At 63.0% G+C, this 22,378-nt stretch carries 21 protein-coding genes; 9 read left to right on the top strand and 12 right to left on the bottom strand.

Features of this window, described 5'->3' with window-relative positions; all coding sequences use genetic code 11:
* Positions 1-262: 262 nt before the first annotated feature.
* The 4 genes from uvrA (at position 263) to R6254_RS02435 (ending at position 5,867) form a co-directional block, all read left to right on the top strand.
* Entirely contained in the window at positions 263-3,280 is a 3,018-nt protein-coding gene (uvrA, locus tag R6254_RS02450) for an excinuclease ABC subunit UvrA (RefSeq protein ID WP_318404350.1), read from the top strand.
* A 64-nt stretch (positions 3,281-3,344) separates the two neighbouring features.
* Positions 3,345-4,277 (top strand): DMT family transporter, encoded by a 933-nt coding sequence (locus tag R6254_RS02445; RefSeq protein WP_318404124.1) that lies wholly within the window; start codon positions 3,345-3,347, stop codon positions 4,275-4,277.
* Between the two features lie 65 nt (positions 4,278-4,342).
* A complete protein-coding gene (locus R6254_RS02440; protein WP_318404122.1) occupies positions 4,343-4,792 on the top strand; it encodes an acyl-CoA thioesterase in 450 nt (149 codons plus the stop codon).
* A 163-nt stretch (positions 4,793-4,955) separates the two neighbouring features.
* Entirely contained in the window at positions 4,956-5,867 is a 912-nt protein-coding gene (locus tag R6254_RS02435) for an EamA family transporter (protein ID WP_318404121.1), read from the top strand.
* Positions 5,868-5,884: 17 nt separating this feature from the next.
* Here R6254_RS02435 and R6254_RS02430 read toward each other — a convergent pair whose 3' ends face one another.
* Positions 5,885-6,751 (bottom strand): patatin-like phospholipase family protein, encoded by an 867-nt coding sequence (locus R6254_RS02430; RefSeq protein ID WP_318404120.1) that lies wholly within the window; start codon positions 6,749-6,751, stop codon positions 5,885-5,887.
* Positions 6,752-6,836: 85 nt separating this feature from the next.
* Complete coding sequence (locus R6254_RS02425) at positions 6,837-7,745, bottom strand: LysR family transcriptional regulator (protein ID WP_318404119.1); 909 nt, start codon at positions 7,743-7,745, stop codon at positions 6,837-6,839.
* 114 nt (positions 7,746-7,859) lie between these two features.
* On the opposite strand from R6254_RS02425, the gene R6254_RS02420 reads away from it, so the two are divergent.
* Positions 7,860-8,504 carry an NAD(P)-dependent oxidoreductase gene (locus R6254_RS02420; RefSeq protein WP_318404118.1) on the top strand — a complete coding sequence of 215 codons (645 nt, stop codon included), beginning with the start codon at positions 7,860-7,862 and terminating at the stop codon, positions 8,502-8,504.
* A 729-nt stretch (positions 8,505-9,233) separates the two neighbouring features.
* Here R6254_RS02420 and R6254_RS02415 read toward each other — a convergent pair.
* Positions 9,234-9,593, bottom strand: coding sequence for a group I truncated hemoglobin (locus R6254_RS02415; RefSeq protein WP_318404117.1), 360 nt, complete (start codon positions 9,591-9,593; stop codon positions 9,234-9,236).
* Positions 9,594-9,749: 156 nt separating this feature from the next.
* Between R6254_RS02415 and R6254_RS02410 the strand changes: the two genes are divergently transcribed.
* Positions 9,750-10,469 (top strand): winged helix-turn-helix transcriptional regulator, encoded by a 720-nt coding sequence (locus R6254_RS02410; RefSeq protein ID WP_318404115.1) that lies wholly within the window; start codon positions 9,750-9,752, stop codon positions 10,467-10,469.
* Positions 10,470-10,891: 422 nt separating this feature from the next.
* Here the strand turns inward: R6254_RS02410 and R6254_RS02405 are convergent, their stop codons facing one another.
* From R6254_RS02405 to pyrF, 4 genes are all read right to left on the bottom strand, one after another.
* Positions 10,892-11,875 carry a M14 family metallopeptidase gene (locus tag R6254_RS02405; RefSeq protein WP_318404114.1) on the bottom strand — a complete coding sequence of 328 codons (984 nt, stop codon included), beginning with the start codon at positions 11,873-11,875 and terminating at the stop codon, positions 10,892-10,894.
* Complete coding sequence (locus tag R6254_RS02400; RefSeq protein ID WP_318404113.1) at positions 11,872-12,852, bottom strand: Bug family tripartite tricarboxylate transporter substrate binding protein; 981 nt, start codon at positions 12,850-12,852, stop codon at positions 11,872-11,874. The genes R6254_RS02405 and R6254_RS02400 overlap by 4 nt, the downstream gene beginning before the upstream one ends.
* Before the next feature lie 108 nt (positions 12,853-12,960).
* Entirely contained in the window at positions 12,961-13,860 is a 900-nt protein-coding gene (locus tag R6254_RS02395) for a LysR substrate-binding domain-containing protein (RefSeq protein WP_318404112.1), read from the bottom strand.
* 25 nt (positions 13,861-13,885) lie between these two features.
* Positions 13,886-14,710 (bottom strand): orotidine-5'-phosphate decarboxylase, encoded by an 825-nt coding sequence (gene pyrF / locus R6254_RS02390; RefSeq protein ID WP_318404110.1) that lies wholly within the window; start codon positions 14,708-14,710, stop codon positions 13,886-13,888.
* Between the two features lie 95 nt (positions 14,711-14,805).
* On the opposite strand from pyrF, the gene R6254_RS02385 reads away from it, so the two are divergent.
* Complete coding sequence (locus R6254_RS02385) at positions 14,806-15,690, top strand: DMT family transporter (protein ID WP_318404108.1); 885 nt, start codon at positions 14,806-14,808, stop codon at positions 15,688-15,690.
* A 121-nt stretch (positions 15,691-15,811) separates the two neighbouring features.
* Here R6254_RS02385 and R6254_RS02380 read toward each other — a convergent pair whose 3' ends face one another.
* The 4 genes from R6254_RS02380 to R6254_RS02365 are packed head-to-tail and all read right to left on the bottom strand — an operon-like array spanning position 15,812 to position 19,014.
* Positions 15,812-16,726, bottom strand: coding sequence for a uracil-DNA glycosylase (locus R6254_RS02380; protein WP_318404106.1), 915 nt, complete (start codon positions 16,724-16,726; stop codon positions 15,812-15,814).
* A 16-nt stretch (positions 16,727-16,742) separates the two neighbouring features.
* The gene (gene rimI, locus R6254_RS02375) at positions 16,743-17,222 is read right to left on the bottom strand and encodes a ribosomal protein S18-alanine N-acetyltransferase (RefSeq protein WP_318404104.1); all 480 of its coding nucleotides are present in this window, start codon (positions 17,220-17,222) and stop codon (positions 16,743-16,745) included.
* A gap of 21 nt (positions 17,223-17,243) precedes the next feature.
* Positions 17,244-17,972 carry a tRNA (adenosine(37)-N6)-threonylcarbamoyltransferase complex dimerization subunit type 1 TsaB gene (gene tsaB / locus R6254_RS02370; RefSeq protein ID WP_318404102.1) on the bottom strand — a complete coding sequence of 243 codons (729 nt, stop codon included), beginning with the start codon at positions 17,970-17,972 and terminating at the stop codon, positions 17,244-17,246.
* Between the two features lie 16 nt (positions 17,973-17,988).
* Complete coding sequence (locus tag R6254_RS02365; protein WP_318404101.1) at positions 17,989-19,014, bottom strand: DMT family transporter; 1,026 nt, start codon at positions 19,012-19,014, stop codon at positions 17,989-17,991.
* 64 nt (positions 19,015-19,078) lie between these two features.
* Here R6254_RS02365 and dacB point away from each other — a divergent pair, with 64 nt between their 5' ends.
* Positions 19,079-20,581 (top strand): D-alanyl-D-alanine carboxypeptidase/D-alanyl-D-alanine endopeptidase, encoded by a 1,503-nt coding sequence (gene dacB / locus R6254_RS02360; RefSeq protein WP_318404099.1) that lies wholly within the window; start codon positions 19,079-19,081, stop codon positions 20,579-20,581.
* Positions 20,582-20,662: 81 nt separating this feature from the next.
* Here the strand turns inward: dacB and R6254_RS02355 are convergent, their stop codons facing one another.
* Positions 20,663-21,709 (bottom strand): homocysteine S-methyltransferase family protein, encoded by a 1,047-nt coding sequence (locus R6254_RS02355; RefSeq protein WP_318404098.1) that lies wholly within the window; start codon positions 21,707-21,709, stop codon positions 20,663-20,665.
* Positions 21,710-21,910: 201 nt separating this feature from the next.
* Here R6254_RS02355 and R6254_RS02350 point away from each other — a divergent pair, with 201 nt between their 5' ends.
* Complete coding sequence (locus tag R6254_RS02350) at positions 21,911-22,303, top strand: rhodanese-like domain-containing protein (protein ID WP_318404097.1); 393 nt, start codon at positions 21,911-21,913, stop codon at positions 22,301-22,303.
* Positions 22,304-22,378 lie beyond the last annotated feature (75 nt).

The raw sequence follows: 22,378 nt of genomic DNA, 5'->3' as shown, positions 1-22,378 counted from the left end.
GAGCGGCAGGCACGGTCAAGGGATGGAGCTGGTTAGGTGTACGCGGCGGGCGCCAGCGGGCAAAACGTCTATTGTCTTTGAATTGGCCTTGGGGCTTTGACAGCCAGCCGGCCGGCCCCAAACCCCATGGCAAGGCCACCGGCGACTGACCTGCCAAAAAACGCACATCCGTCTATGATGGTGGGTTTTGCGGCGCCCCAACACAGTGAACTCTTCTACCGACGGCCAATACCTCGCTCCCGCAGCCGCAGACGGCCGGACTGTGACCGAACCCGATCAGAGCCGCTACCTGGCCCAGGCCTTGGCGGCGCAGCGCATCAGCATCCGCGGGGCGCGCACGCACAACCTCAAAAACATAGACCTGGACATCCCGCGCAACCAGCTGGTGGTGATCACCGGCCTGAGCGGCTCGGGCAAATCCAGCCTGGCGTTTGACACCTTGTACGCCGAGGGCCAGCGCCGGTATGTGGAAAGCCTGTCCACTTACGCACGCCAGTTTTTGCAGCTGATGGACAAGCCCGACGTGGACCTGATCGAGGGCCTGTCGCCGGCGATTTCCATCGAGCAAAAAGCCACCAGCCACAACCCGCGCTCCACCGTGGGCACGGTCACCGAAATCCACGATTACCTGCGCCTGCTGTTTGCGCGCGCCGGCACGCCCTATTGCCCCGAACATGATCTGCCGCTGCAGGCGCAAACGGTCAGCGAGATGGTGGACCATGTGCTGGCCTTGCCGGAAGACACCAAACTCATGATCCTGGCGCCGGTGGCGCGCGAGCGCAAGGGCGAGTTTGTCGAGCTGTTTGCCGAGATGCAGGCCCAGGGTTATGTGCGTTTTCGCGTTGATGGCCAGGCTTATGAGTTTGACGAACTGCCCAAACTCAAAAAAGCCGAAAAACACAATATCGACGTGGTGATAGACCGCCTCAAGGTGCGGCCCGACATGCAGCAACGCCTGGCCGAAAGTTTTGAAGCCGCGTTACGCCTGGCCGACGGCAAAGCGCTGGCCATGGAAATGGACTCGGGCAAGGAACATCTGTTCAGCGCCAAGTTTTCCTGCCCCATCTGCAGCTACTCGCTCAGCGAGATGGAGCCGCGCCTGTTTTCCTTCAACTCGCCGGTGGGCGCCTGCCCGAGCTGCGACGGTTTGGGCCACCGCGACTTTTTCGATCCGGCACGGGTCGTGGCTTTTCCATCGCTAAGCCTGGCCAGCGGCGCGGTCAAAGGCTGGGACCGACGCAACGGTTATTACTTCGCCATGCTGGAAAGCCTGGCCAAACATTACAAGTTCGACATCGACACGGCGTTTGAAAACCTGTCCGAGGACGTGCGCCAGGTGGTCTTGCATGGCTCGGGCGAGGAAGAAATCAAGTTCAGTTATGTGATGGATTCGGGCGCCAGCGCCGGCAAAAAAGTCAGCAAAAAACATGTGTTTGAAGGCGTGATCACCAACTTCGAGCGGCGTTACCGCGAAACCGACTCGGCCGTGGTACGTGAAGAACTCTCGCGTTACCGCAGCGTGCAACCCTGCCCGGACTGCCGGGGCACACGCCTGCGCAGCGAAGCCCGCCATGTCTACCTGGTGAGTGCACCCGAGGCCGTCGGCGGGCCCACCAGCCGCAAGGCGATTTTCGAAATCAGCAGCGCCACCCTGCGCGAAAGTTTCGACTACTTCGACACCCTGGTCATGGAAGGCGCCAAGGCCGAAATTGCCGGCAAGGTGGTGCGCGAGGTCGGCCTGCGCCTGAAGTTCCTCAACGACGTGGGCCTGAACTACCTGAGCCTGGACCGCAGCGCCGAGACACTCTCGGGCGGCGAGTCGCAGCGCATCCGTCTGGCCTCACAAATCGGCTCCGGCCTGACCGGCGTGATGTATGTGCTGGACGAACCCAGCATCGGCCTGCACCAGCGCGACAACGACAGGCTGATCAGCACGCTCAAACATTTGCGCGACATCGGCAACAGCGTGCTGGTGGTTGAACACGACGAAGACATGATCCGTGCCGCCGACCATGTGATAGATATGGGCCCAGGCGCCGGCGTGCATGGCGGGCGTGTGATGGCGCAAGGCACGTTTGAAGACGTGCGGGACAACCCGAATTCGCTGACCGGCCAATACCTGGCGCAGACCCTGAAAATTGCCGTGCCCAGCCAGCGCACGCCCTGGCTGCCGACGGTGGTGCAAGCCCCTTTTCGCGACCCGGCCAAACCGTCCAAATTTGCGCCCAGCGCAGCCGGCGTGAAACGCGCCGCACGCGAAGCCGCGCATTTGCTCACGCAAGGCGACATGCAGGCTATCCGCGTCGTCAATGCCAGTGGCCACAGCCTGAAAAACGTCAGTGTCGAGTTTCCCGTGGGCTTGCTGACTTGTGTCACCGGCGTGTCGGGCTCGGGCAAGTCGACCCTGGTCAACGACACCTTGTATGCAGCCGTGGCGCGCACCCTGTACCGCGCGCATGAAGAACCGGCGCCGCATGAAGCGATTGAAGGCATAGAACATTTCGACAAGGTCATCAACGTGGACCAGTCGCCGATTGGCCGCACACCGCGCAGCAACCCGGCCACCTACACCGGCTTGTTCACACCGATTCGTGAGTTGATGGCCGAGATGAACAGCGCGCGTGAACGCGGCTACGGCCCCGGGCGTTTTTCCTTCAACGTGGCCGGTGGCCGCTGCGAAGCTTGCCAGGGCGACGGCGTGGTCAAGGTGGAAATGCACTTTTTGCCCGACGTCTATGTGCCCTGCGATATTTGCAAAGGCATGCGTTACAACCGCGAGACGCTGGAGGTGCAGTACAAGGGCAAAAACATCGCGCAGATCCTGGACCTGACGGTTGAGGTGGCGGCCGAGTTTTTCAAGGCCGTGCCGACCATTTCGCGCAAGTTACATACCTTGCTCGATGTGGGCCTGAGTTACATCAAGCTCGGTCAGGCGGCGACCACACTCTCGGGCGGCGAGGCGCAAAGGGTCAAACTCGCGCTGGAACTCTCCAAACGCGACACCGGCCGCACCTTGTACATCCTGGACGAGCCGACCACCGGCCTGCATTTTGCCGACATCGCTCTGCTGCTCAAGGTCTTGCACCAGTTGCGCGATGCCGGCAACACGATTGTGGTGATCGAACACAACCTGGACGTGATCAAAACCGCCGACTGGCTGATCGACATGGGCCCGGAAGGCGGCGATGGCGGCGGCACGGTGGTGGGGGTGGGCACGCCGGAAGACATTGCGGCCAACCCGGCCAGCCACACCGGGCGTTACCTGGCCCGCCTGCTCTGAGCTGCGGCAGGGCATTTTCTTTTTCACTCGCGCGTCAGGCGCATCGTTTTTCACAGGATGGCTTGTGCGCAGCTCTTCGTTTTTCACCCACCGCAAGGTGGTTTTTCTTCTGGCTTCGCTGTGTTGCCTGCTGTGGGGCAGCGCCTACCCGGCGATCAAAAACGGCTATGCCTTGTTTCACATTGCCGCCAACGACATTCCGTCCAAGCTGGTGTTTGCGGGCTGGCGTTTTGTTTTTGCCGGCCTGCTGCTGCTGGTGTTTGCGGCCCTGAGCCAGCGGCCGGTGTTCCGGCTCAGCGGGCGCACCTTCGGCCAGATCACGCTGCTGGGCCTGACCCAGACCAGCGTGCAATATGTGTTTTTCTACATCGGCCTGGCCTATGCCACCGGCGTGAAAAGCTCCATCATGAACGCCACCGGCACTTTTTTCAGCGTGCTGCTGGCCCACTACATCTACAAAAACGACAGGCTCAGTTTCAACAAGGTCTTGGGCTGTGTGGTCGGTTTTGTCGGCGTGATGGTGGTCAACTTCAGCGATGGGCTCTTGAGCTTTGACTTCAGCTTGCTAGGCGAAGGTTTCGTCGTGATCGCGGCTTTTGTGTTGTCGGCCGCCAGCATCTACGGCAAAAAAGTGTCGCAACATGTGGACTCGGTGGTGCTGACCGGCTGGCAACTGGCCATAGGCGGCCTGGCCTTGCTGCTGATTGGTTTTGCCACCGGCGGTTCGCTGACCGGCTTCACACTCGAATCCATCGCCTTGATGGTTTACCTGGTGCTGCTGTCGTCCGCGGCTTTTTCGCTGTGGACGATTTTGCTCAAGTACAACAAGGTCAGCATGATCACCGTGTTCAACTTCATGATCCCGGTGTTTGGCACCTTGCTGTCGGCGCTGTTCCTGGACGAGCGTTTTTTAGAATGGAAAAACGCCGCAGCGCTGCTGCTGGTCTGCTGGGGCATCTGGCTGGTGACCAAGGAAGAAAAACCGGCGCGCACCTGAACCCGCTTGCCGGATAATTCTCCAGGCACACCCTCCACGCTCACAACAAGCTAGCAAGGCTTTTCATGTCCTCCATCACCCTGCGTTTTCTGGCCGAACCCAGCACCGTCAACTTTGGCGGCAAGGTGCATGGCGGCACCGTCATGAAATGGATAGACGAGGCCGGTTACGCCTGCGCCACCCGTTGGGCCAAACGTTATTGCGTCACGGTGTCCGTGGGCAGCATCCGTTTTCAGCGCCCCATCATGATTGGTGACCTGGTGGAAGTTGAAGCGCGGCTGGCTTACACCGGCCGCACCAGCATGAACATCGCGGTCGAGGTGCGCGCCGGCGACATGAAAACCGGCCAGATGGCGGTGATCACCGAATGCCTGGTGGTGTTTGTGGCGGTGGAGCCGGATGGGCAGACCATTCCGGTGCAGACCTGGTTGCCCGAAACACCCGGCGACATTGCGCTGGCGCAACGGGTCAAGGCGCATCTGGATGCGGCCCGCGCGACCCAGCCTGGCATTTGAGGCGCCCATTCTTAAGAAAAATAGGGCTCCAGCCCTTGACCCATATGCGCTAGAAGCTATCAAATAGATAGCAAACAAGGACATCCATGCCCGCTACCGCCCCGTTCTCTGCAGCCCGATCCGCGACGCACCAGCGACTTTCCGGCGTCGCGCCCGCTGCGCAGTGACACAAACACCGGCCCGTTTCAGTACCCGTGACTATGCCGCCGCCCTCGCGGTGGTGGTGATCTGGGGCTCGAATTTTGTCGCGATGAAGTTCGCGCTGCAGGACTTCACGCCCTTCCAGCTCGGCGCCGTGCGTTATGTGTTTGCCATCTTGCCGCTGGTCTTCATCGTGAAAGCACCGCGGCTGCACTGGAAGTGGGTGCTGCTGTATGGCCTGGCGCAAGGTGTGGGGCAATTCGGCTTCCTGTTTTCGGCCTTGCGTGTCGGCATGACGGCGGCGCTGGCCTCGGTGCTGATGCAGACCCAGGTGTTTTTTACCGCGCTGTTTGGTTTTGTGTTGCTGCGTGAACGCGCCAGCCGGCCGCTGCAACTCGGGCTGCTGCTGGCGGCGCTGGGGCTGTGCTGTTTTGGCATGAACTACGCCGCACCGGGCGCGGCGCCCGCCACCACGGTCTGGGGGCTGGTGCTCAACCTCTGCTCGGCCGCCATGTGGGCCGCCTCCAACATCGTGGCGCGCAAGGCCCAGCAAGCCAGCAGCGACTTCGATGCCCTGGGTTTTGTGGTCTGGAGCAGCCTGGTGCCGATTCTTCCTTTTGTCTTAATGACCCTGGTTTTCGACCCGGCCGCCACGCGCTGGGAATGGGTCAATGCGCCCTGGCGCAGTTGGGCCTCGGCGGCTTATCTGGGCTGGGTCGCCACCATCACGGCTTACGCCTTGTGGACCGGGCTGCTCAAGCGCCACCCTGCCAACCGTGTCGCGCCTTTCAGCCTGGGTGTGCCCGTGGTCGGGCTGGCGGCCGGCATGGGCATCCTCGGGGAAACGGTCACGCCCTGGCAATGGGCCGGGGTGGCGCTGGTGGTGGCCGCGTTGGGCTGCGTGATGCTGGGCGGATTGTTCCGACGTCGTTAGCCGTTTCAAGGGCGGGCTCAGTCCACGTGCGGGCGCAGCGCGCCGGGGATACGTGGCTGCAACAAGCCCCCCTTTTCCAGCCAATGCCGGGTGCTGTGTTTGGCCCGGTCTATCAGTTCGTGGGCACGCGAAAAATCGTAGGCCGAGGCCGACAACGGGCACAGCGGCGGCACCGTCAAGACCTCGTAGCGATCGGCCAGCAACTCCAGGTCTTGCACCAGCTGGTGCGCAATCAACATGTTCAGCGCATGCAAGGCGCTGGCGATGGCGCTGGCTGGCGGCGCGCTCAAGGCACAGGCATAACCGGTGGGCAACACGATCAGCCGGGTCGCGCCCAGCGTCACCGCCGTGGTGACCGGCGTGTTGCTGGCAATCGCGCCGTCGATCAGGTAGTCAGCGCCGATCAGCACCGGCGGAAAAATCGCCGGGATCGCACAACTGGCCAGGATGGCCTCCACCGCCGGACCGGACGACAGGCAGACCGGGTTGCCATGCAACTGCCCGGTGGCGACCACATGCACAGGCAGCGCCGCCTGCTCCAGCAGATTGAAAGGCAAATGCTGGGCGATCAAGTCACGCAAGCCACTGGCATCGACCAGCGAAGGCGAGCGTGAAAACAGGCCGGCGATGCGGCTGAAGGTCATGGGGAAAATCGTGCGGCGTTTGAGCTGGCACCAGAGCTGCTCCAGCTGCGTGACCCCGGCCAAGGTCGGATGGCCGGCGAAATACGCACAGTTGATGGCGCCGACCGAGGCGCCCACCACCAGATCGGGCACGACGCCGTGGGCCACCAGCGCATGCAACATCCCGACCTGAATCGCGCCGAAACTGCCGCCGCCGGCAAACACAAAAGCGGTCTTGCCACTGCTGGCCCTGGGGTCCATCTGCGTCTCCGTGCTGCCGCGCCTGCGTGCGGCAGAAAATTCATCTTACTGCGGCGGGCGCGGCCTCCTGCCGCCAGGGGCTTCCTCAGGACGCCGCCGGCTGACCGTTCGCCTGGCCGAAATAATGCGCCAGCAGGTCCAGCGTGTGGCGCACCTTGGCCGGCTGTTCGCCGCGCCTGGGGGTCACCGCATACACCGGCAAATCGTCCAGCCGCCAGCCCGGCAGCACCGGCAACAAACGCCCGTCGGCCAGCGCCCGGCGATCGTCCTCGCTCACCACCACGCTGAGACCCCAGCCCGCCACACACAGCGCATGCAAGGCTGTCACCTGCGAGGCCTGCACCCTGGCCTCCAGGCGCAAGATTTCGCGTTCACCACCGGGGTTTTGCAACTCCAGGATTTCCGCCCCGGTGCTGCCGGGTTTGCCACCCAGCCAGTCATGTTGCAAGAGCTCTTGCGGATGCGCCGGCCAACCACGCTCGGCCAGGTAGGCCGGTGAGGCGCACAACTGCCGCGCCATGCTGCCCAGCTTGCGTGCCACCAGGGTGGAATCAGCCAGCGCCCCGACGCGTAAGGCGATATCCACCCGGACCTCTATCAAATCAATCACCACGTCATCCAGCAAGAGTTGCAGCCGGAGTTTGGGATAACGGCGCAGCGGCGCCAGCGCCTGGGCCAGCAGGCCGCCAAAACCCATGGGCGCAGCCAGGCGCAACTCGCCCTCGGGTTCGTCCCGCAGGCGGGCCAGTGCCTGCTCGGCCGAACGTGCCGCCGCCACCATGGCGGCGCAACCGGCGTGGTAACGCTCGCCGGCCTCGGTCAGGCTGAGCCGCCGCGTCGAGCGGTGTAACAAGGCCAGCCCCAGGGCCTGCTCCAGCTGGCGCAAATGCTGGCTGACGGCCGAAGGCGTCATGCCCAGCTGGCGCGCCGCCGCGCTCAGGGAGCCGGCGGCCACGACTTCGGCAAAAATCGCCATACGTCTGAGTTGGTCCATGGATACAAGGGTGATTAGTTAGCTCTACTTCATAGTATTAGCGAAATAAACCGTCTATTCAAGCGCTTGTGAAGTCCTCAAACTAGAGGCTTCTTTCATTTGCAGGAGATTGCCATGAACATCGCACTGATAGGCGCCACCGGTTTTGTCGGCTCGGCCATCCTTCCCGAATTACTCGGCCGCGGCCACCAGGTCACCGTGCTGGCCCGTAGCCCCGCCAAACTGGCGCCGCAAGCCGGCCTGACGGTGGTGAAGGCCGACGTGCTGGACGCAGCCCAGGTCGCGCAAGCCGTGGCCGGCCACGACGCGGTGATTAGCGCCTACAACCCGGGCTGGAGCGAGCCGAAAATTCACGACTTGTTTTTGCAAGGCAGCCAGGCGATCACCGCCGGCACCAAAGCTGCAGGGGTGAAACGCCTGCTGGTGGTCGGCGGCGCGGGCAGCCTGTTGGTGGCGCCCGGCCTGCAACTGGTGGACACGCCGGAGTTTCCGGCCGCCTACAAACAGGCCGCGCTGGCGGCACGCGAAGCGCTGAACCTGATCAAGTTGGAGACCACGCTGGACTGGAGTTTTGTCTCGCCACCGATTGGCCTGGCACCGGGCGTGCGCACTGGCCAGTACCGTCTGGGAGCGGACAACCTGCTGCCCGGCCTGGGTGAGCAGCCCGCCGGTATTTCAGTGGCCGACCTGGCGGTGGCCATTGTTGATGAGATCGAACAGCCGCGGCATGTGCAAAAGCGCTTCACCGTCGCCCATTAAAAGACAAGTGATTGCAGGCGTCACGCTGCGTCCGTGGTCTGCGTTTGGCAGTAGGTCTGACTCCCCACTCCCACCTCTAACCCCTGCCCTCGCCCCGCTGGGCGATGGAGGGGTACTTCATTTGGCCGTGTGTGCTGCGCTGGGGTAGATGAATGACAGTCTCTTCTCTCCGTATTTGTTTCCCGCATTTGTATTCGTCCCCAAAGCCCGTCCTGGCAGGGCTGAGCAGCGCAGGAGGGGACGGATCAAAATTTCAGATGTCCGACGGCTGCGCAGCAGACTAGTTTCTGAAATTTCCGTCTCCTCCGAGCAGCGCAAGGCACCGCGCAGCGGCCCTGACTGCGGGTCGCCTTTTCTTTGCTTACTTTCTTTTGGCGAAGCAAAAGCAAAGTGAGTCGCCCGCCGGGGCGAGTCCCGGCTTGTGGGAAGAACCACGGGCCTGCAAGCTTGTACTGGCTTCGACCCTTTGACAAGTTCAGGACAGGCCAAGCTCAGCCCGAACGGCGTGCCGCCGGCCTGGACGGTTTGCGCGCACAGCGCTTGGGCCGCGCCCAAGCGCCAGGAGGCCGGCAGCTTCAGGCTGAAAGCGCGCTTCCTAAAAAGGTCTAAAAGATGGCGTTTGGTCGCAATCGCACGCCGCGTCGGAGGTGTCATCATGGAGCGCAACAAACGCTGTGTGATACGCCCGTGATTCCGGATGACAAATCAGATGAAAATTTGCTATCTTGATCAAACAAGAACGACTTGCGGCCGCATGCTGTAAAAAATAAACAGCACCTCCTCTTGTTCGCGTTGACCGACGTCATTTTTCCCCATGGCAGACAAAGCATCGTCCAGCACCGCCATGAATTCGGTAGCCGAGATATTCATGCCTTTGTGCGCCGCCAATATGTCCTTGCCCTTGTAGACGTTGGGTCCCCCTGTTCCGGAAATAAAGAACGTCGCAGCCGCATGCTTCAATGCAGGTACATCGGATTCGGCGAATCGGGTGGAAATGGCCTTGTTTTCCAAATGAAGATCCACTAAATCGTGCGCTAGTTTAGTAATGCCATGCGTTCCGCCAAGCCTGTCAAAAAGGGTGGTCGTCATATTCATCTCCAATTTAGTTGAGGATCAATGCTCCGATCGTCTTGTAGACAATGGGAGCCGGGTTAGCGTACGATCGATTTCCGGACCCCACCAGTACAAAATCTGTAGCGCCAACGGCGTTCCATTGATCTGGTGTTCCGACCTGGAGGAGATGTGATGAAGCCCTACGGGCAGTTCTGTCCCTTGGCGCAGGCAACCCAACTGCTGTGCGAACGTTGGACCCTGATCATCGTGCGCGAACTGCTCGCTGGCAGTACGCGTTTCAATGAGTTGCAAAGGGGCGCCCCCTTGATGTCGCCGACACTGCTTTCCACGCGGCTCAGGCAGTTGACAAAGGCCGGGCTGATAGCACATGACGGGAACAGCGACAAACACGCTTACATGCTGACGCCTGCCGGACTGGAGCTGCGCCCGATCGTCGAGTTGCTAGGTGTATGGGGCCATCGTTGGGTTCGTTCCAATTTGAACGATGCAGATCTGGATCCCGGCTTGTTGATGTGGGACATGCGTCGAAGCATAGATCCGACAGTTTTTCCACAGAATCGTATCGTCGTCCAGTTTGAGTATCCCGATGCACCCGTCGGGGCTCAAGACTGGTGGCTGATTTCGGAAAATGGTGAGATTGATTTATGCCTGACTGACACGGGCCACAGTGTCGATATTGTTATCAGGTGCTCACTGAAGACGATGACCGGCATTTGGACTTGCCAGCAAGGGTTTCGTGATTCGGTGCGGCACGGTGATGTCAAAGTGATGGGTGATCCGAAACTTACCGGGAAGCTTCAGGATTGGTTGCGCTCAAGTGGCTTGTCAAGATTAGGCGCCCTGGGGAAATTTCCAAGCCTGGATTGGAGCACCGAAACTGCCGCTCGCTGAACCTGTGGCATGGCGCCAATGAATGATGCCGAATTCGCCCTGTGGGGTTCACCGGAAAAATTTCCAATGCGTTCCCCGATGTATGCGCCGCGACCTGAAAGCAGTCGCGGGTCTCTTCATCCGGGTGGGCGGCCGGGACAGCGAAGTTCACCTCGCCCTTTGCGCATCCTCGCAGCGAACCGGGTCTCCGAAAAGTGGCCCCGCCCACGCGAAAAGTGTCACATCCGTCGCCACCACATCCGTCGCCACCACATCGCCGCCCTGCGAGCCGACGCCGGGAAGCAGCCGCGCCATCTGCAGCGCCGCTTCACCGTCGTCAATTAGGCGCCAAATCGGCCTCTAGCCCAATCAACACGGGCGCAATCAGCTATCAACAAAGTAGCGACTACAGACCAAAAAAAGCCCCGCAGTGCGGGGCTTTTTTACGTTCGCAAGGGGCGGCGGCAGGCGAAACGCACAACGGTGACACCGGCGCGCGCCTGGCGCACCGAAGGCATCACCAACACACAGTCGTCATAAGGCGTGGTCACGGGTTCTGCGTCATTCCAGCCGATCACGGTGCCGGCCTTGGCGATCAGCTCCAGGCCCTGGAAAGGTTCGGTGAAGCGGAAGTGTTCACTGCTGGCCACCACCGGGCCGGTGACATCCAGCACCCACTGGCACGGCGCATCGGCTTGCAGCCAGCCCGGCAGAGCTTGTTGCAAAGCCTCGGCATCCAGCGTGCCGGCGGCGCGTAGGAAACGTGCACACATGTCGTAAGCCACGGTGCGGCTGATGACGTCGCCATGAAAACCGCATTCCAGCAGCAGTGATCTCGTGTCCGCAGCCGCGCCCTCAGGCGCCAGTTCGCCGAAACGGCCGAAGTCGCGCATGCGCACGCCGTCCTTGTGGCCGGCATCGACCACGATGTATTCGGGCGCACGCAGGGCTTTGGCCAGCTCCAGGTTGCGCGCCTGCATGCCGGCCAGCAGCAGCGGCGCGGCGCGTTCGTGCATGGAATGCAGATCGAGCAGCCAGTCGGCACGCTCGATAAACGGCCGCAGCTCGGCGGCGCGGCGGCGCTCCCGCGTGTTGCCGCTATCAATACGTTCGACCAGCCATTGCCGGTTCAGGTCTTCATCGACAAAACGCGAGGCGTCGTGGCTGGTCGCATCAAAACGGTCAAACGCGGCCAGGTTGCAAAAGGCCAGCGTGAGTTGGCCGCGTTGCGGCTTGAGGCCGGCTTCGAGCAAGCCTTTCAGCGCCCAGGCGCCGCACAACTCGTTGCCGTGCACCAGTGCGCTGATCATCACCGTCGGGCCGCTGATCCCGGAGTCAAAATGCCAGATACCTTCGACCCCGGTGTTGCCGGCGCGCCAGGCCGAAATATCTGGCTGCGCCAGATCAAAGCTCAGCGTGGTACTCATTCTGTGATGTTGGCGTAGTCAACAATTTTCTTGTACTTGACGGTTTCCGTCTCCAGAAACTTCGCCAGGTCCACATTCGGCGAGGCCAGTGTGGAGCCGCTGTCTTCCAGCTTTTTGCGCAGCTCGGGCGACTGCATGGCTTCGACATAGGCCTTCTTCAACTTGGCCAGCACCGGCTCGGGCAGCTTGGCCGGGCCCATCAGCGCAAACCAGACACTGATGTCTATGCCCTTGAGTTGCGGGTTGGTCGCCATGGGCGCGACTTCGGGCATCTGGGCCGAGGCCTTGGCTTCCGTCGTGCCCAGCGCCACCACCTTGCCGCTGCGGATGTGCGGCATACCGCTGGACAAGACAAACACGCCGAAGTCGATGTTGTTGCCCAGCAAGTCATTGGCCAGCGGCGCAACGCCGCGGTAAGGAATGTGGGTCATGAACAGGCCGCCTTGTTGCTTGACCATCTCGCCCGCCAGGTGCAGGGAGGTGCCCACGCCCGAGCTGCCGTAGCTGTATTTGCCCGGGTTTTGTTTGACCAGGGTGAGGAACTGGCCCAGGTTTTTGACACCGGACTTCTGCGACGCCACCAGCACCAGGGGCTGGGAGGCAATCAGGCCAATCGGCGTGAAGTCCTTGATCTGGTACTTGACCGACTTGGACACCAGGCGGCTGATGGCGATTTCGTTGTTGGCGCCCACCAGCAGGGTGTAACCGTCGGGCGCGGCATTGGCCACTTTTTGCGCACCGATGGCGCCGCCGGCGCCGCCCAGGTTTTCGATCACCACCGGCACACCCAGCTTTTTCGACAACTCATGGGCCATGATGCGGCCGGTCAGGTCGGTGCTGCCGCCGGGCGGGTAACCGATCACCATGGTGATGGGTTTGTTCGGGTAGCTGTCGGACTGGGCCGCGACGGGCACGGAGGCCAGCAAGGCCAGACCGCCCAAAACGGCAAGGCGACGCGAAAAAGTGAAGGAGGTCATGGGGCAAATCCTGGATGAAATGAGTCGGCCCATTGTGCGGATGGCTGGGTTACGATTTGGTGCCAATAAAGCACAGGCTTATGCTTTATGAGCAAGCTTCATGCCTAGCTAGCTGCTCTCAAAACTGCGCCAGAGTGTCTCGGCCAGCGGGCTGAGCCGGCGTTTGGCGCGGTAGATACGTACTTCAAAACGAATCTCCAGCCGCTTGTCGCCCGCCACCACCAGTTGCCCGGCCTGCAGCGCACCCACCACCATGGAACGCGGCAACCAGGCCACACCCAGGCCTTTGAGCGCGTATTCAATCAGCGCGTCGGCCGAGTCGCACTCGACGATGCGGCGCAAGGCCGGCGCATGCGGGTTGTTGGCCAGGTGGTCTTCCACCAGCCGGCCCAGCGCCAAGGTGCTGGCGTAGGCCAGGTAAGGCGCGGCGCGGCCGGGCTGGAAGTGGTGTTGTCCCTGGCCCAGCGCGTTGGCACGGGTCACCGGCACCAGGCTGTCCTGGCTCAGTGACAAATGGCTGTATTGCCGGGCATTGATGGGCAAGGCCAGCAGCGGGTGGTGGTAGGTCAGCATGAAGTCGGCATCGCCGCGCTCCAGCAGTTGCACCGTGTCGGCCAGCGCCCGCGTCAGGATGCGCAACTCGCCGCCGGTCTCGACCAGGAGGGGCTGCACGCCGCTCAGCCAGTCGGCCACCAGGGTGCGCGCCAGGGTGCGACCGGTGGCCAGGGTCACGGTGTTTTGCTGCCGGCCGGCCGCGCCCAGCAACTCTTCGTGGGCATGGCCCAGGCTGCGCATCATCTGCTGGGCGTTGTCCAGCAGGCTGGTGCCGGCCGCCGTGAGGGTGACCGGGCTGCTGCCGCGTTCGATCAGCGGCGTGCCGGCCCAGGCTTCCAGCGCCTTGATACGCCGGCCAAAAGCCGGGTGCGTGACATGGCGCAATTCGGCCGCGCGGCTGAAGTTACGCGTCTGCGCCAGCGCGGCAAAGTCCTCCAGCCACTTGATTTGCATGCTGGCCAGAACAGCAAACCGGGGCTCAGGCCCGGGCGGCCTGCAACACGTCGCGGGTTTTCAGGGCTTCGCGGCGCGCGGCCTCGCTGAAATCGTCGCCCGAGGAGGCGTACAAAATGGCGCGCGAGGAATTCACGATGATGGGTGCGCCCGGCTTCCAGCCGGCCCGGACCGTGGCCACCGCATCGCCGCCCTGGGCACCGACACCGGGGATCAAGAGCGGCAAGGTCGGCGCGACGGCGCGCACACGTTCGATTTCCGCCGGGTAAGTGGCGCCCACCACCAGGCCGAGCTGGCCATTGAGATTCCACGGGCCTTGCGCCAGCCGCGCCACATGTTCGTAGAGCAGCGGTTGACCGTCGATGGAGGCCAGGCGCTGGTTCTGCAAATCGTCACCGCCGGGGTTGGAGGTACGGCAGAGCAGGAAAGCGCCCTTGCCTTCGTGTTTCAGATAAGGCGCAACCGAGTCAAAACCCATGAAGGGCGACAAGGTCACGGCGTCGGCGCCGTAACGCTCAAAGGCTTCCTTGGCGTATTGTTCGGCCGTGCTGCCGATGTCGCCGCGTTTGGCGTCCAGGATGATGGGCACTTGCGGCGCGACGCGGCGCATGTGTTCCATCAAACGCTCCAACTGGCCTTCGGCACGGTGCGCGGCGAAGTAGGCAATCTGCGGCTTGAAAGCAATCACCAGATCGGCCGTGGCATCGACGATGGCGGCGCAAAAATCGTAAATCTTGTTGGCGTCGCCCTTGAAGCGGCCGGGGAATTTGGTGGGCTCCGGGTCCAGGCCCACACACAGCATGGAGTTGTTCTGGCGTTCTGCGGCGCCCAGCATGTCGAGAAAAGTCATGCCCTATTGTAAGAACCCGCCGGAATCCGCAAAAACGGCCGCGGACTCAAAGCCGCACAATAAGCATACATAGCAATAAGGGAGACCGACAGACCATGCAATTGAGCCGTCAACAACTGATACGCCTCGTCCTGCTCACGCTGGTCTGGGGCCTGAACTGGCCGGTCATGAAGTTCGGCCTGGCCGATTTTCCGCCGCTGACTTTTCGTGCGATGTCGATCTGGCTGGGCGTGCCGGTGCTGGGCTTGGCGCTGGTCCTCATGAAAGTGCCGTTTTTTGTGCCGCGCGAGCGTTACCGCGAGTTGTTCTGGCTGGCCTTCACCAATATGTTTGTCTGGCACGTCTTGATCATTGTGTCCATCAAACACCTGAGCAGCGGCCGCGCGGCCATCCTGGGTTACACCATGCCTATTTTTTCAGCGCTGATAGGCGCCTGGTTTTTCGGTGACCGCCTGAAGGCGCGCAGCTGGGTCGGCGTGGGCGCAGCGGCGCTGGGCGTGGGCCTGCTGCTGTGGTACGAGCTGACCAACATGACGGGCAGTCCGTTGGCCGTGGTGGGCACGCTGATAGGTGCGGCCACCTGGGCGCTGGGCACCCGCAAGCTGAGCCGCACCACCATGCCGGTGGCGACCCTGACGATCTCGTTCTGGATGACGGTCATGACCGCCGTGGTGCTGAGCGGGCTCAGCTTGCTGTTCGAAATGCCGCAGTGGAAAGCGCCCAGCAGCGCCACCTGGTTTTCGATTCTTTACAACGCGGTGCTGATTTTTGGCTTTGCCCATGCCGTCTGGTACGTCCTGGCGCGCAGCCTGCCGCCGGTGGCATCGTCCCTGAGCGTGATGATGATCCCCATCCTCGGTGTGTTTTCGGGCGCGATCGCCCTGGGCGAAGTGCTGCACTGGCAGGACTGGGCCGCGGTTGGGCTGATGGTGGTGGCGATGGCCTCGGTGCTGGTGCCAACGCGGGCGGTAGCCAAGTAAGCAAGCGGCACGCGCGACGCCCCTTCCCACCAGCCAGGGCCGCGGGACCGGCTTTGCCGGACCGCAGGCGCAGCGCCCCCTAGTGGGGCAGGGAGTTACACGCAGTGAACGACCGTGGGGGCTAGATCTGCCCCATCGCCAGGCACAAATCGTCCCAGGCCTTGGCCTTGTCGCCCAGGCTGCGCAGCAAATACGCCGGGTGGTAGCTGACCACCACCGGCACGCCGAGGTAGCGGTACACCTGACCACGCAGTTTGCCCAGCGGGATTTTTTGCACATCCGGCACGCTGTCCTGCAGCAGTGACTGCGCGGCGAACTTGCCCAGCGCCAGAATGATTTTCGGCTGCAACAACTCGACCTGGCGCTTGAGATAAGGCGCACATTGCGCCACTTCGGCCGGCTCGGGGTTGCGGTTGGCCGGTGGCCGGCACTTCAGCACATTGGTGATGAACACCCGTTGCGACAGGCCGGTTTTGGGCGGCGCGTCCGCGCTGCCGCGCTGCAACTGCATGGCCTGCAACATGTTGTCCAGCAACTGGCCGGCCTGGCCGACAAAAGGCTCGCCGGCGATGTCTTCGTTTTCACCCGGTGCTTCGCCGACGATCAACCAGTCGATTTGCGGCGCAGCCTGCCCGGCCAGCGTTGGCCCGACACCAAACACCGTGTTTTTGCGGCTCTGGCCCAAGGCGCAGGCGCGGCACTCGGCGACCGCGTTTTGCAAGGCGGACCAGCCCATCAACTCGATGCCATCCGGATGCGGCTGCAGGCCGGGGACCGGCTCTGCCGCAGGGGCTGGTGCAGGGGTTTTCTGCAGGACAACCGGCGCGGCCACGGGGCGCGCGGCCGCGGGTGCCATCACAGCGGGTGCCGCTGGCTTTTCAGCATCAAATCCGGCCTCAGCCCTTGCGGATTTCACGGGAGCAGCTACCAAATCAATAGCGACTTCAACAGGTACGACGGGCGCCATTGGCTGCCATACCCGTATACCCATCTCGCGCAACATGGCGCGCTGGCGTTTGTCCAGATCCAGGCTCATGACATCGGCCTCATATTCACAAAGCCAAACTCATGACCACCGCATCTTCGCGCGTGCTGTTGGCTGCGGGGTAGTAGTTGCGCCGGGTGCCGACATGGCGAAAACCATAAGCCTCGTACACGGCCCGGGCGCGGGCATTGCCCAGACGCACTTCCAGCCACAACCATTGCGCGCCCTGGCCGCGCGACCAGATCACCAGTGCATCGAGCATCACGCGGGCCCAGCCCTGGCGCTGATGTGCCGGCGCCACGGTGATGTTGAGCAGGTGCACCTCGTCCACACCTTTCATGGCCACAAAATAACCGAGCAACTCGGCCTGGGGCGGCTCGCCGGCTGTCAACAACTGCGCCTGGTAACCGGCCTTGAGCGAATCGCTGAAGTTGCCCTGTGTCCACGGATGTTCGTAGGCACTTTGCTCGACGCGCAGCACGGCCTCGAACCAGGACGGGGTCATGGGCTCGAACTGGGCTTCGCGAGGTTGCAGGAGGGCGCTCATGGGTGCGTGAAAGTAAAAAGGTCATCCCTGGGCCGCCAGGGCCGCATCGGCTTTGACCTTGGCGCGCTCTTCGGTGGTCAATGCTACTTTATCGCGAATATAAAGCGGCAAGGCCTGCTCGGCGTCCACGCCCTGGCCGGCGGCCAGTAGCGCCGGCGCCAGCCGCAACATGGCCGTGGCCGTGGGCAAGGCCGTCACACACTGCGCAGACGCCGGCCAGGCCGGCAGGCGATCCGCATACACCCCAAACACATTGCCGGCCAGCCAGGTATCGGCCGGCGTGAGTTGCAGCTTTTCAGGGCGGATCAAGGTGCAGGCGGCTTGCGCGGTCCACAAACCGCTCTCCAGCACAAAACGCTGCACATACATCTCGTCCATGCGCGCATCCAGCAACGCCGTGAGTTGCAGGCGGCCGGTGCCCAAATCGCCCGCACGCTGGAAACGCGCTTCTTCGGCCACCGCCAGCAAGGTGTCCAGGGGCAAGACCGGCAGTCTGGCGCCCAGGGCCAGGCCCTGCGCCACCGAACAGGCGGTGCGCAAACCGGTGAAGGAGCCGGGGCCGCGGCCAAAAACCAGCGCATCCAGCTCGGCCAGCTTCAGCCCGGCCTGGGCCAGCAAGTCCAGGATGGACGGGATCAAGGTGGTCGACGAGAGCGCCGCGCCTGGGCCGGTGTGTTGCCAGGTGTGCTGGCCATCCGTCACGGCCACGGACAGGTTTTCGGTGCTGGTGTCAAAAGCCAGGAGTTTCATGGAATTCACAGTCAAATCAGGCCTTGGCCCTTGTAGGGTCTACGCGACCAGCTATTAAATCAGGAGCAACAACAAGCCCCGGTTTGGGCTGCACCCGCACGCCAAACAGAATGCCCACCGTCACCAGCGCCAGCCCGGCCAGCAAATGCCAATACAGCGGTTCGCCCAGGAACAACACCGCGCCCAGCGCCGACAAGCCAGGCACCACGGCCGTGATCATGGTCGAACGCACCGGGCCGAAATGCTGGACCATCTTGGTGAAACTGATGCCGGAAATCACCACCGAGCCCATGCCCTGGAACACCACCTGGAACAGGATTTCACCCCAGGGCGCGCTCGCCAGTTGTGTGGCCAGCGCGCCCGACAAGGTCAGCAGGCCATACACCGGCACATAGACCACAAAGGCAAACACACTGATGGCAATCGTCGCCTGCACGGCCTGCAGCGCGTGTTTGCGCACCAGCACCGAATACACGGCCCAGCAGGTCGACGCGCCCAGGAACAACACATCGCCCTTCCAGACCTGGCTGCCGCTTTGGGTCCAGGCCTGCAGCAAGCTGGCCCCGCCGACCAGCACGTCGCCCAGGAAAATCAGGCTCAGGCCGATGGCGCGCACCGGCGTGACGCGGTCCTTGAGGATCAGCACGGCCATCAAGGTGGTGGTCAGCGGCAAGGTGCCGGGCAGCAAGACCGAGGCATGGGCGGCCGGCGCGAAATAAAACCCGCTGTAAGCCAGGCAGGCATAACCCAGGCCACCCAGGCTGCCGATCAACGCGGTGAGTTTGAAGCCCAGCGGCGACAGCGCCAGCCAGCTAGGCGGGACGGCCAGGCCGGCGGCGCGGCTGTCACGCGTACGCCGCCACACCATCCAGCCACCCCAGGGCAGCAGCACCAGGGCCGCGCCGGCAAAACGCAACAGGCAGATATCCAGCGGCGTGAGGTTGCGATGCGCGGTGGCGCGGGCAATCACGATAAAGGAGGTCCAGATGGCGACGGTCACGATGGCAGCCGCCACACCAACCGTCTTGGGAGAAAAACGCATGCCCCGATTATCCGGGCAAGCTGTTCGCCAAGCTTTGCCAAGGGCTGCACGGATAATCGGCCGCATGTTCTTGACTCCTCTTCTTGGCCGGATGGCTGCTGTTGTGGCGCTGGGCCTGGCCCCAGCCTGGGTGCTGGCCCAGAAAGCCGCCCCCTCTCCTGCTTCTCCCAAACTGGCGCTGCCCGCAGCCATCGACAAAGCCCTGGTGCGCGCGCAGATTCCGCGTGAGGCCGTGACCCTGCTGGTGGTGGATGCCGCGGGCAAGCAGCCTGCGCGCCTGAATTACCGCAGTCTGGTTCCCATGAACCCGGCCTCGGTCATGAAGCTGGTGACCACTTACGCGGCGCTGGACGTGCTGGGCCCCGACTTCCTCTGGACCACCCAGCTGCTGATGGACGGCCAGATCGCCGACGGTGTCTTGAACGGCAATCTGGTGGTGCGCGGCGGCGGCGACCCCAAGCTGGTGGTGGAGCGCCTGCAGGCCTTGCTGACGCAGGTGCAAAGCAGCGGTATCCAGGTGATTCGCGGCGACATCGTGCTGGACCGCAGCGCTTTCCGGATGCCGGTGCGGGACGCCGCGGACTTCGACGGCGAACCGCTGCGGCCTTACAACGCCAGCCCCGACGCCTTGCTGATCAACTTCAAGTCGCTGGTCCTGAAATTCACACCCGACCCGCTCAACCAGCGCGCACGGGTGCAGGTCGAGCCGCCCCTGGCCGGCATCGTGATCGACGAGAGTGTGCCGATGTTGCGCGTCGGCCGCTGCGGCGACTGGCGCAGCGAATTACGCGCCAGCGTGGACAACCCGAACCGCCTGCAGTTTACCGGCACGTACTCATCGGCCTGCGGCGAGCGGCTCTGGCCCACGGCTTACCCAGAACCCGAGAGTTTTGCGGCACGTGCGATCGAAGGTTCGTGGCGCGCTTTAGGCGGTTTGCTGACCGGCACCGTGCGTGACGCCAGCGATGCCGAGCTGGCGACCTTGCGCGCCCGCGGCAGCTTGTCCGGCGAAAAAGCGTCGTTGCGACTGGACGCACCGTCGCTGCCGCTGCGCGAGATCGTGCGCGACGTGAACAAGTTCTCCAACAACGTGATGGCCCAACACCTGTTCCTCACGATGGGCCGCCAGGCCCAGCCCGGGCCACATCCCCAGGCCACGCCGGAAGCCGGCCGCGCCGCCCTGGCCGCCTGGTGGAAAAAATCGCTGCCGCAGCAAGCCGCGCCAGTGATGGACAACGGCTCGGGCCTGAGCCGCAGCGAACGGATCAGCGCCGCCAGCCTGGCCGCCATGTTGCAACACGCGGCACAAAGCCGGGTCGCGCAAGACCTGCTCGACTCCCTGCCCATCGCCGGCACCGACGCCACCATGCGCGAACGCGCCAAAGGCGTGGCCGGCCAGGCTTTTATCAAAACCGGCTCGCTGCGCGATGTGGCGGCCGTGGCCGGTTATGCCAACGGCGCCAGCGGTGCACGTTACATCGTGGTCGGCATCATCAACCACCCGAATGCTGGCGCCGGGCGCGGGGCGCTGGATGCCTTGATTCAGTGGGCGGTGCAGGAACGCTGAGTTTTCTCAGCCTTGCGGCTGGCTTGAGAGCCTGTTTACGATCTCGATGGGGTCGTAAACAGGCTCTGTGACGCAAGCGTCTTACGCCGCTTCCTTGTAGAAATACCCGCGCTGGATGCTGCGCGGCGCCATCGGCTGGACCGCCTGGTGGATCGCACCTATGTGTTCGGGCGTGGTGCCGCAGCAGCCGCCCACGATGTTGACCAGGCCTTCATCGGCGAACTCGCGCAGCAGGCGTGAGGTCACGTCCGGCGTTTCGTCGAAACCGGTGTCGCTCATGGGGTTGGGCAGGCCGGCGTTGGGGTAGCAGCTGATGTAGGTGTCGCCGGCGACACGCGCCAGCTCCTGGATGTAGGGACGCATCAGCGTCGCACCGAGGGCGCAGTTCAGGCCCACGGCCAATGGCTGGGCGTGGCGGATGCTGTGCCAGAAGGCGGTGACGGTCTGCCCGCTGAGGATGCGGCCGGAAGCGTCGGTCACCGTGCCGCTGATGATCAGCGGCAGGCGCTCGCCGGAGTTGTCGAAATATTCATCGATCGCAAACAGCGCGGCCTTGGCATTGAGGGTGTCGAAAATCGTTTCGACCAGCAAGACGTCGGCGCCGCCCTTGACCAGGGCTTCGGTCTGTTCGTAATAAGCCTTGCGCAACTCTTCAAAACTGGTGTTGCGGGCGCCCGGGTCGTTGACGTCGGGGCTGATGCTGGCGGTTTTGGGTGTCGGGCCCAGGGCGCCGACCACAAAACGCGGTTTGTCAGGCGTGGAGAATTTGTCGCAGGCGGCGCGGGCGATGCGGGCCGACTCGACGTTCATCTCGACCGCCAGCTCGGCCATGTCGTAGTCGGCCTGGGCCACGGTGGTGGCGCCAAAGGTGTTGGTTTCGATCATGTCAGCGCCGGCCGCCAGGTAGCCTTCATGGATGTCCTGGATCACGTCGGGGCGGGTCAGGCTCAGCAACTCGTTGTTGCCCTTGACATCTTTGTGGAAGTCCTTGAAACGTTCCCCGCGGTATTGCGCTTCGTTGAGCTTGAAGCGCTGGATCATGGTGCCCATGGCGCCATCAAGAATGGCGATGCGTTTTTCCAGAATGGCAGGGAGCGCGGCTCCGCGGGTGTAGATGGCTTGCTTCATGGCCCGATTTTAAGGCGCAGGCCATAGCCGGACAAACACACGGCCATTTGTCTGCCTGGGCCGGGCCAGCAGGGGCCGCGGATCTGGCTTGGCCAGTCCGCAGGCGCAGCGCCCCCTCGAGGGGGCAGCGCATTACACGCAGTGAAAAGCGTGGGGGCTCCCTTTTCCCGCGACAATAGCGCTTCCGTCTGAGTCCGACCCATGAAACACCTCCCTCCCAAAGAAGCCTGGAACTACCTGCAGCAGCATCCCGATGCCCTGTTTGTCGACGTGCGTATGGAAATCGAGTCGCTGTACGTGGGCCGACCGCCCGGCGTGGTCAACGTGCCCTGGTACGAGTACCCCGACCTGGTGCCCGATCCGGCCAAGTTTGCCGACACCGTCGCGCGTGAAGCCAGCAGCAAAATGCAGCCGGTCTTGCTGATCTGCCGTTCGGGCCAACGCACGCTGGCGGCGGCGCAGGCGCTGGAAGCCGCGGGTTTCAGCGAGGTGATCAACGTCATGCACGGCTTTGAGGGCGAGCTGGACGACCAGTTTCGCCGCTCGACCCTGACCGGCTGGCGTTTTGACGGTTTGCCCTGGGAGCAGATGTAGCCGGCTTTCTTAAGGAAAATCAGGCTCCAGCCCTTACCCCACGGGCGCAAGAAGCTACTCTTTTAATAGCGAATC

The sequence above is a fragment of the Polaromonas potterensis genome (genome assembly GCF_033446725.1).
Lineage (GTDB): Bacteria > Pseudomonadota > Gammaproteobacteria > Burkholderiales > Burkholderiaceae_C > Polaromonas.
This window is presented reverse-complemented; position numbering and strand designations above follow the sequence as displayed.

Excerpts from the sequence above, each read along its gene's own strand:
- R6254_RS02440 (WP_318404122.1), top strand. The coding sequence starts at position 4,343 with ATGTCCTCCATCACCCTGCGTTTTCTGGCCGAACCCAGCACCGTCAAC.
- R6254_RS02430 (WP_318404120.1), bottom strand. The coding sequence starts at position 6,751 with ATGGACCCCAGGGCCAGCAGTGGCAAGACCGCTTTTGTGTTTGCCGGC.
- R6254_RS02425 (WP_318404119.1), bottom strand. The coding sequence starts at position 7,745 with ATGGACCAACTCAGACGTATGGCGATTTTTGCCGAAGTCGTGGCCGCC.
- R6254_RS02420 (WP_318404118.1), top strand. The coding sequence starts at position 7,860 with ATGAACATCGCACTGATAGGCGCCACCGGTTTTGTCGGCTCGGCCATC.
- R6254_RS02415 (WP_318404117.1), bottom strand. The coding sequence starts at position 9,593 with ATGACGACCACCCTTTTTGACAGGCTTGGCGGAACGCATGGCATTACT.
- R6254_RS02410 (WP_318404115.1), top strand. The coding sequence starts at position 9,750 with ATGAAGCCCTACGGGCAGTTCTGTCCCTTGGCGCAGGCAACCCAACTG.
- R6254_RS02405 (WP_318404114.1), bottom strand. The coding sequence starts at position 11,875 with ATGAGTACCACGCTGAGCTTTGATCTGGCGCAGCCAGATATTTCGGCC.
- R6254_RS02400 (WP_318404113.1), bottom strand. The coding sequence starts at position 12,852 with ATGACCTCCTTCACTTTTTCGCGTCGCCTTGCCGTTTTGGGCGGTCTG.
- R6254_RS02395 (WP_318404112.1), bottom strand. The coding sequence starts at position 13,860 with ATGCAAATCAAGTGGCTGGAGGACTTTGCCGCGCTGGCGCAGACGCGT.
- pyrF (WP_318404110.1), bottom strand. The coding sequence starts at position 14,710 with ATGACTTTTCTCGACATGCTGGGCGCCGCAGAACGCCAGAACAACTCC.
- R6254_RS02385 (WP_318404108.1), top strand. The coding sequence starts at position 14,806 with ATGCAATTGAGCCGTCAACAACTGATACGCCTCGTCCTGCTCACGCTG.
- R6254_RS02380 (WP_318404106.1), bottom strand. The coding sequence starts at position 16,726 with ATGAGCCTGGATCTGGACAAACGCCAGCGCGCCATGTTGCGCGAGATG.
- rimI (WP_318404104.1), bottom strand. The coding sequence starts at position 17,222 with ATGAGCGCCCTCCTGCAACCTCGCGAAGCCCAGTTCGAGCCCATGACC.
- tsaB (WP_318404102.1), bottom strand. The coding sequence starts at position 17,972 with ATGAAACTCCTGGCTTTTGACACCAGCACCGAAAACCTGTCCGTGGCC.
- R6254_RS02365 (WP_318404101.1), bottom strand. The coding sequence starts at position 19,014 with ATGCGTTTTTCTCCCAAGACGGTTGGTGTGGCGGCTGCCATCGTGACC.
- dacB (WP_318404099.1), top strand. The coding sequence starts at position 19,079 with ATGTTCTTGACTCCTCTTCTTGGCCGGATGGCTGCTGTTGTGGCGCTG.
- R6254_RS02355 (WP_318404098.1), bottom strand. The coding sequence starts at position 21,709 with ATGAAGCAAGCCATCTACACCCGCGGAGCCGCGCTCCCTGCCATTCTG.
- R6254_RS02350 (WP_318404097.1), top strand. The coding sequence starts at position 21,911 with ATGAAACACCTCCCTCCCAAAGAAGCCTGGAACTACCTGCAGCAGCAT.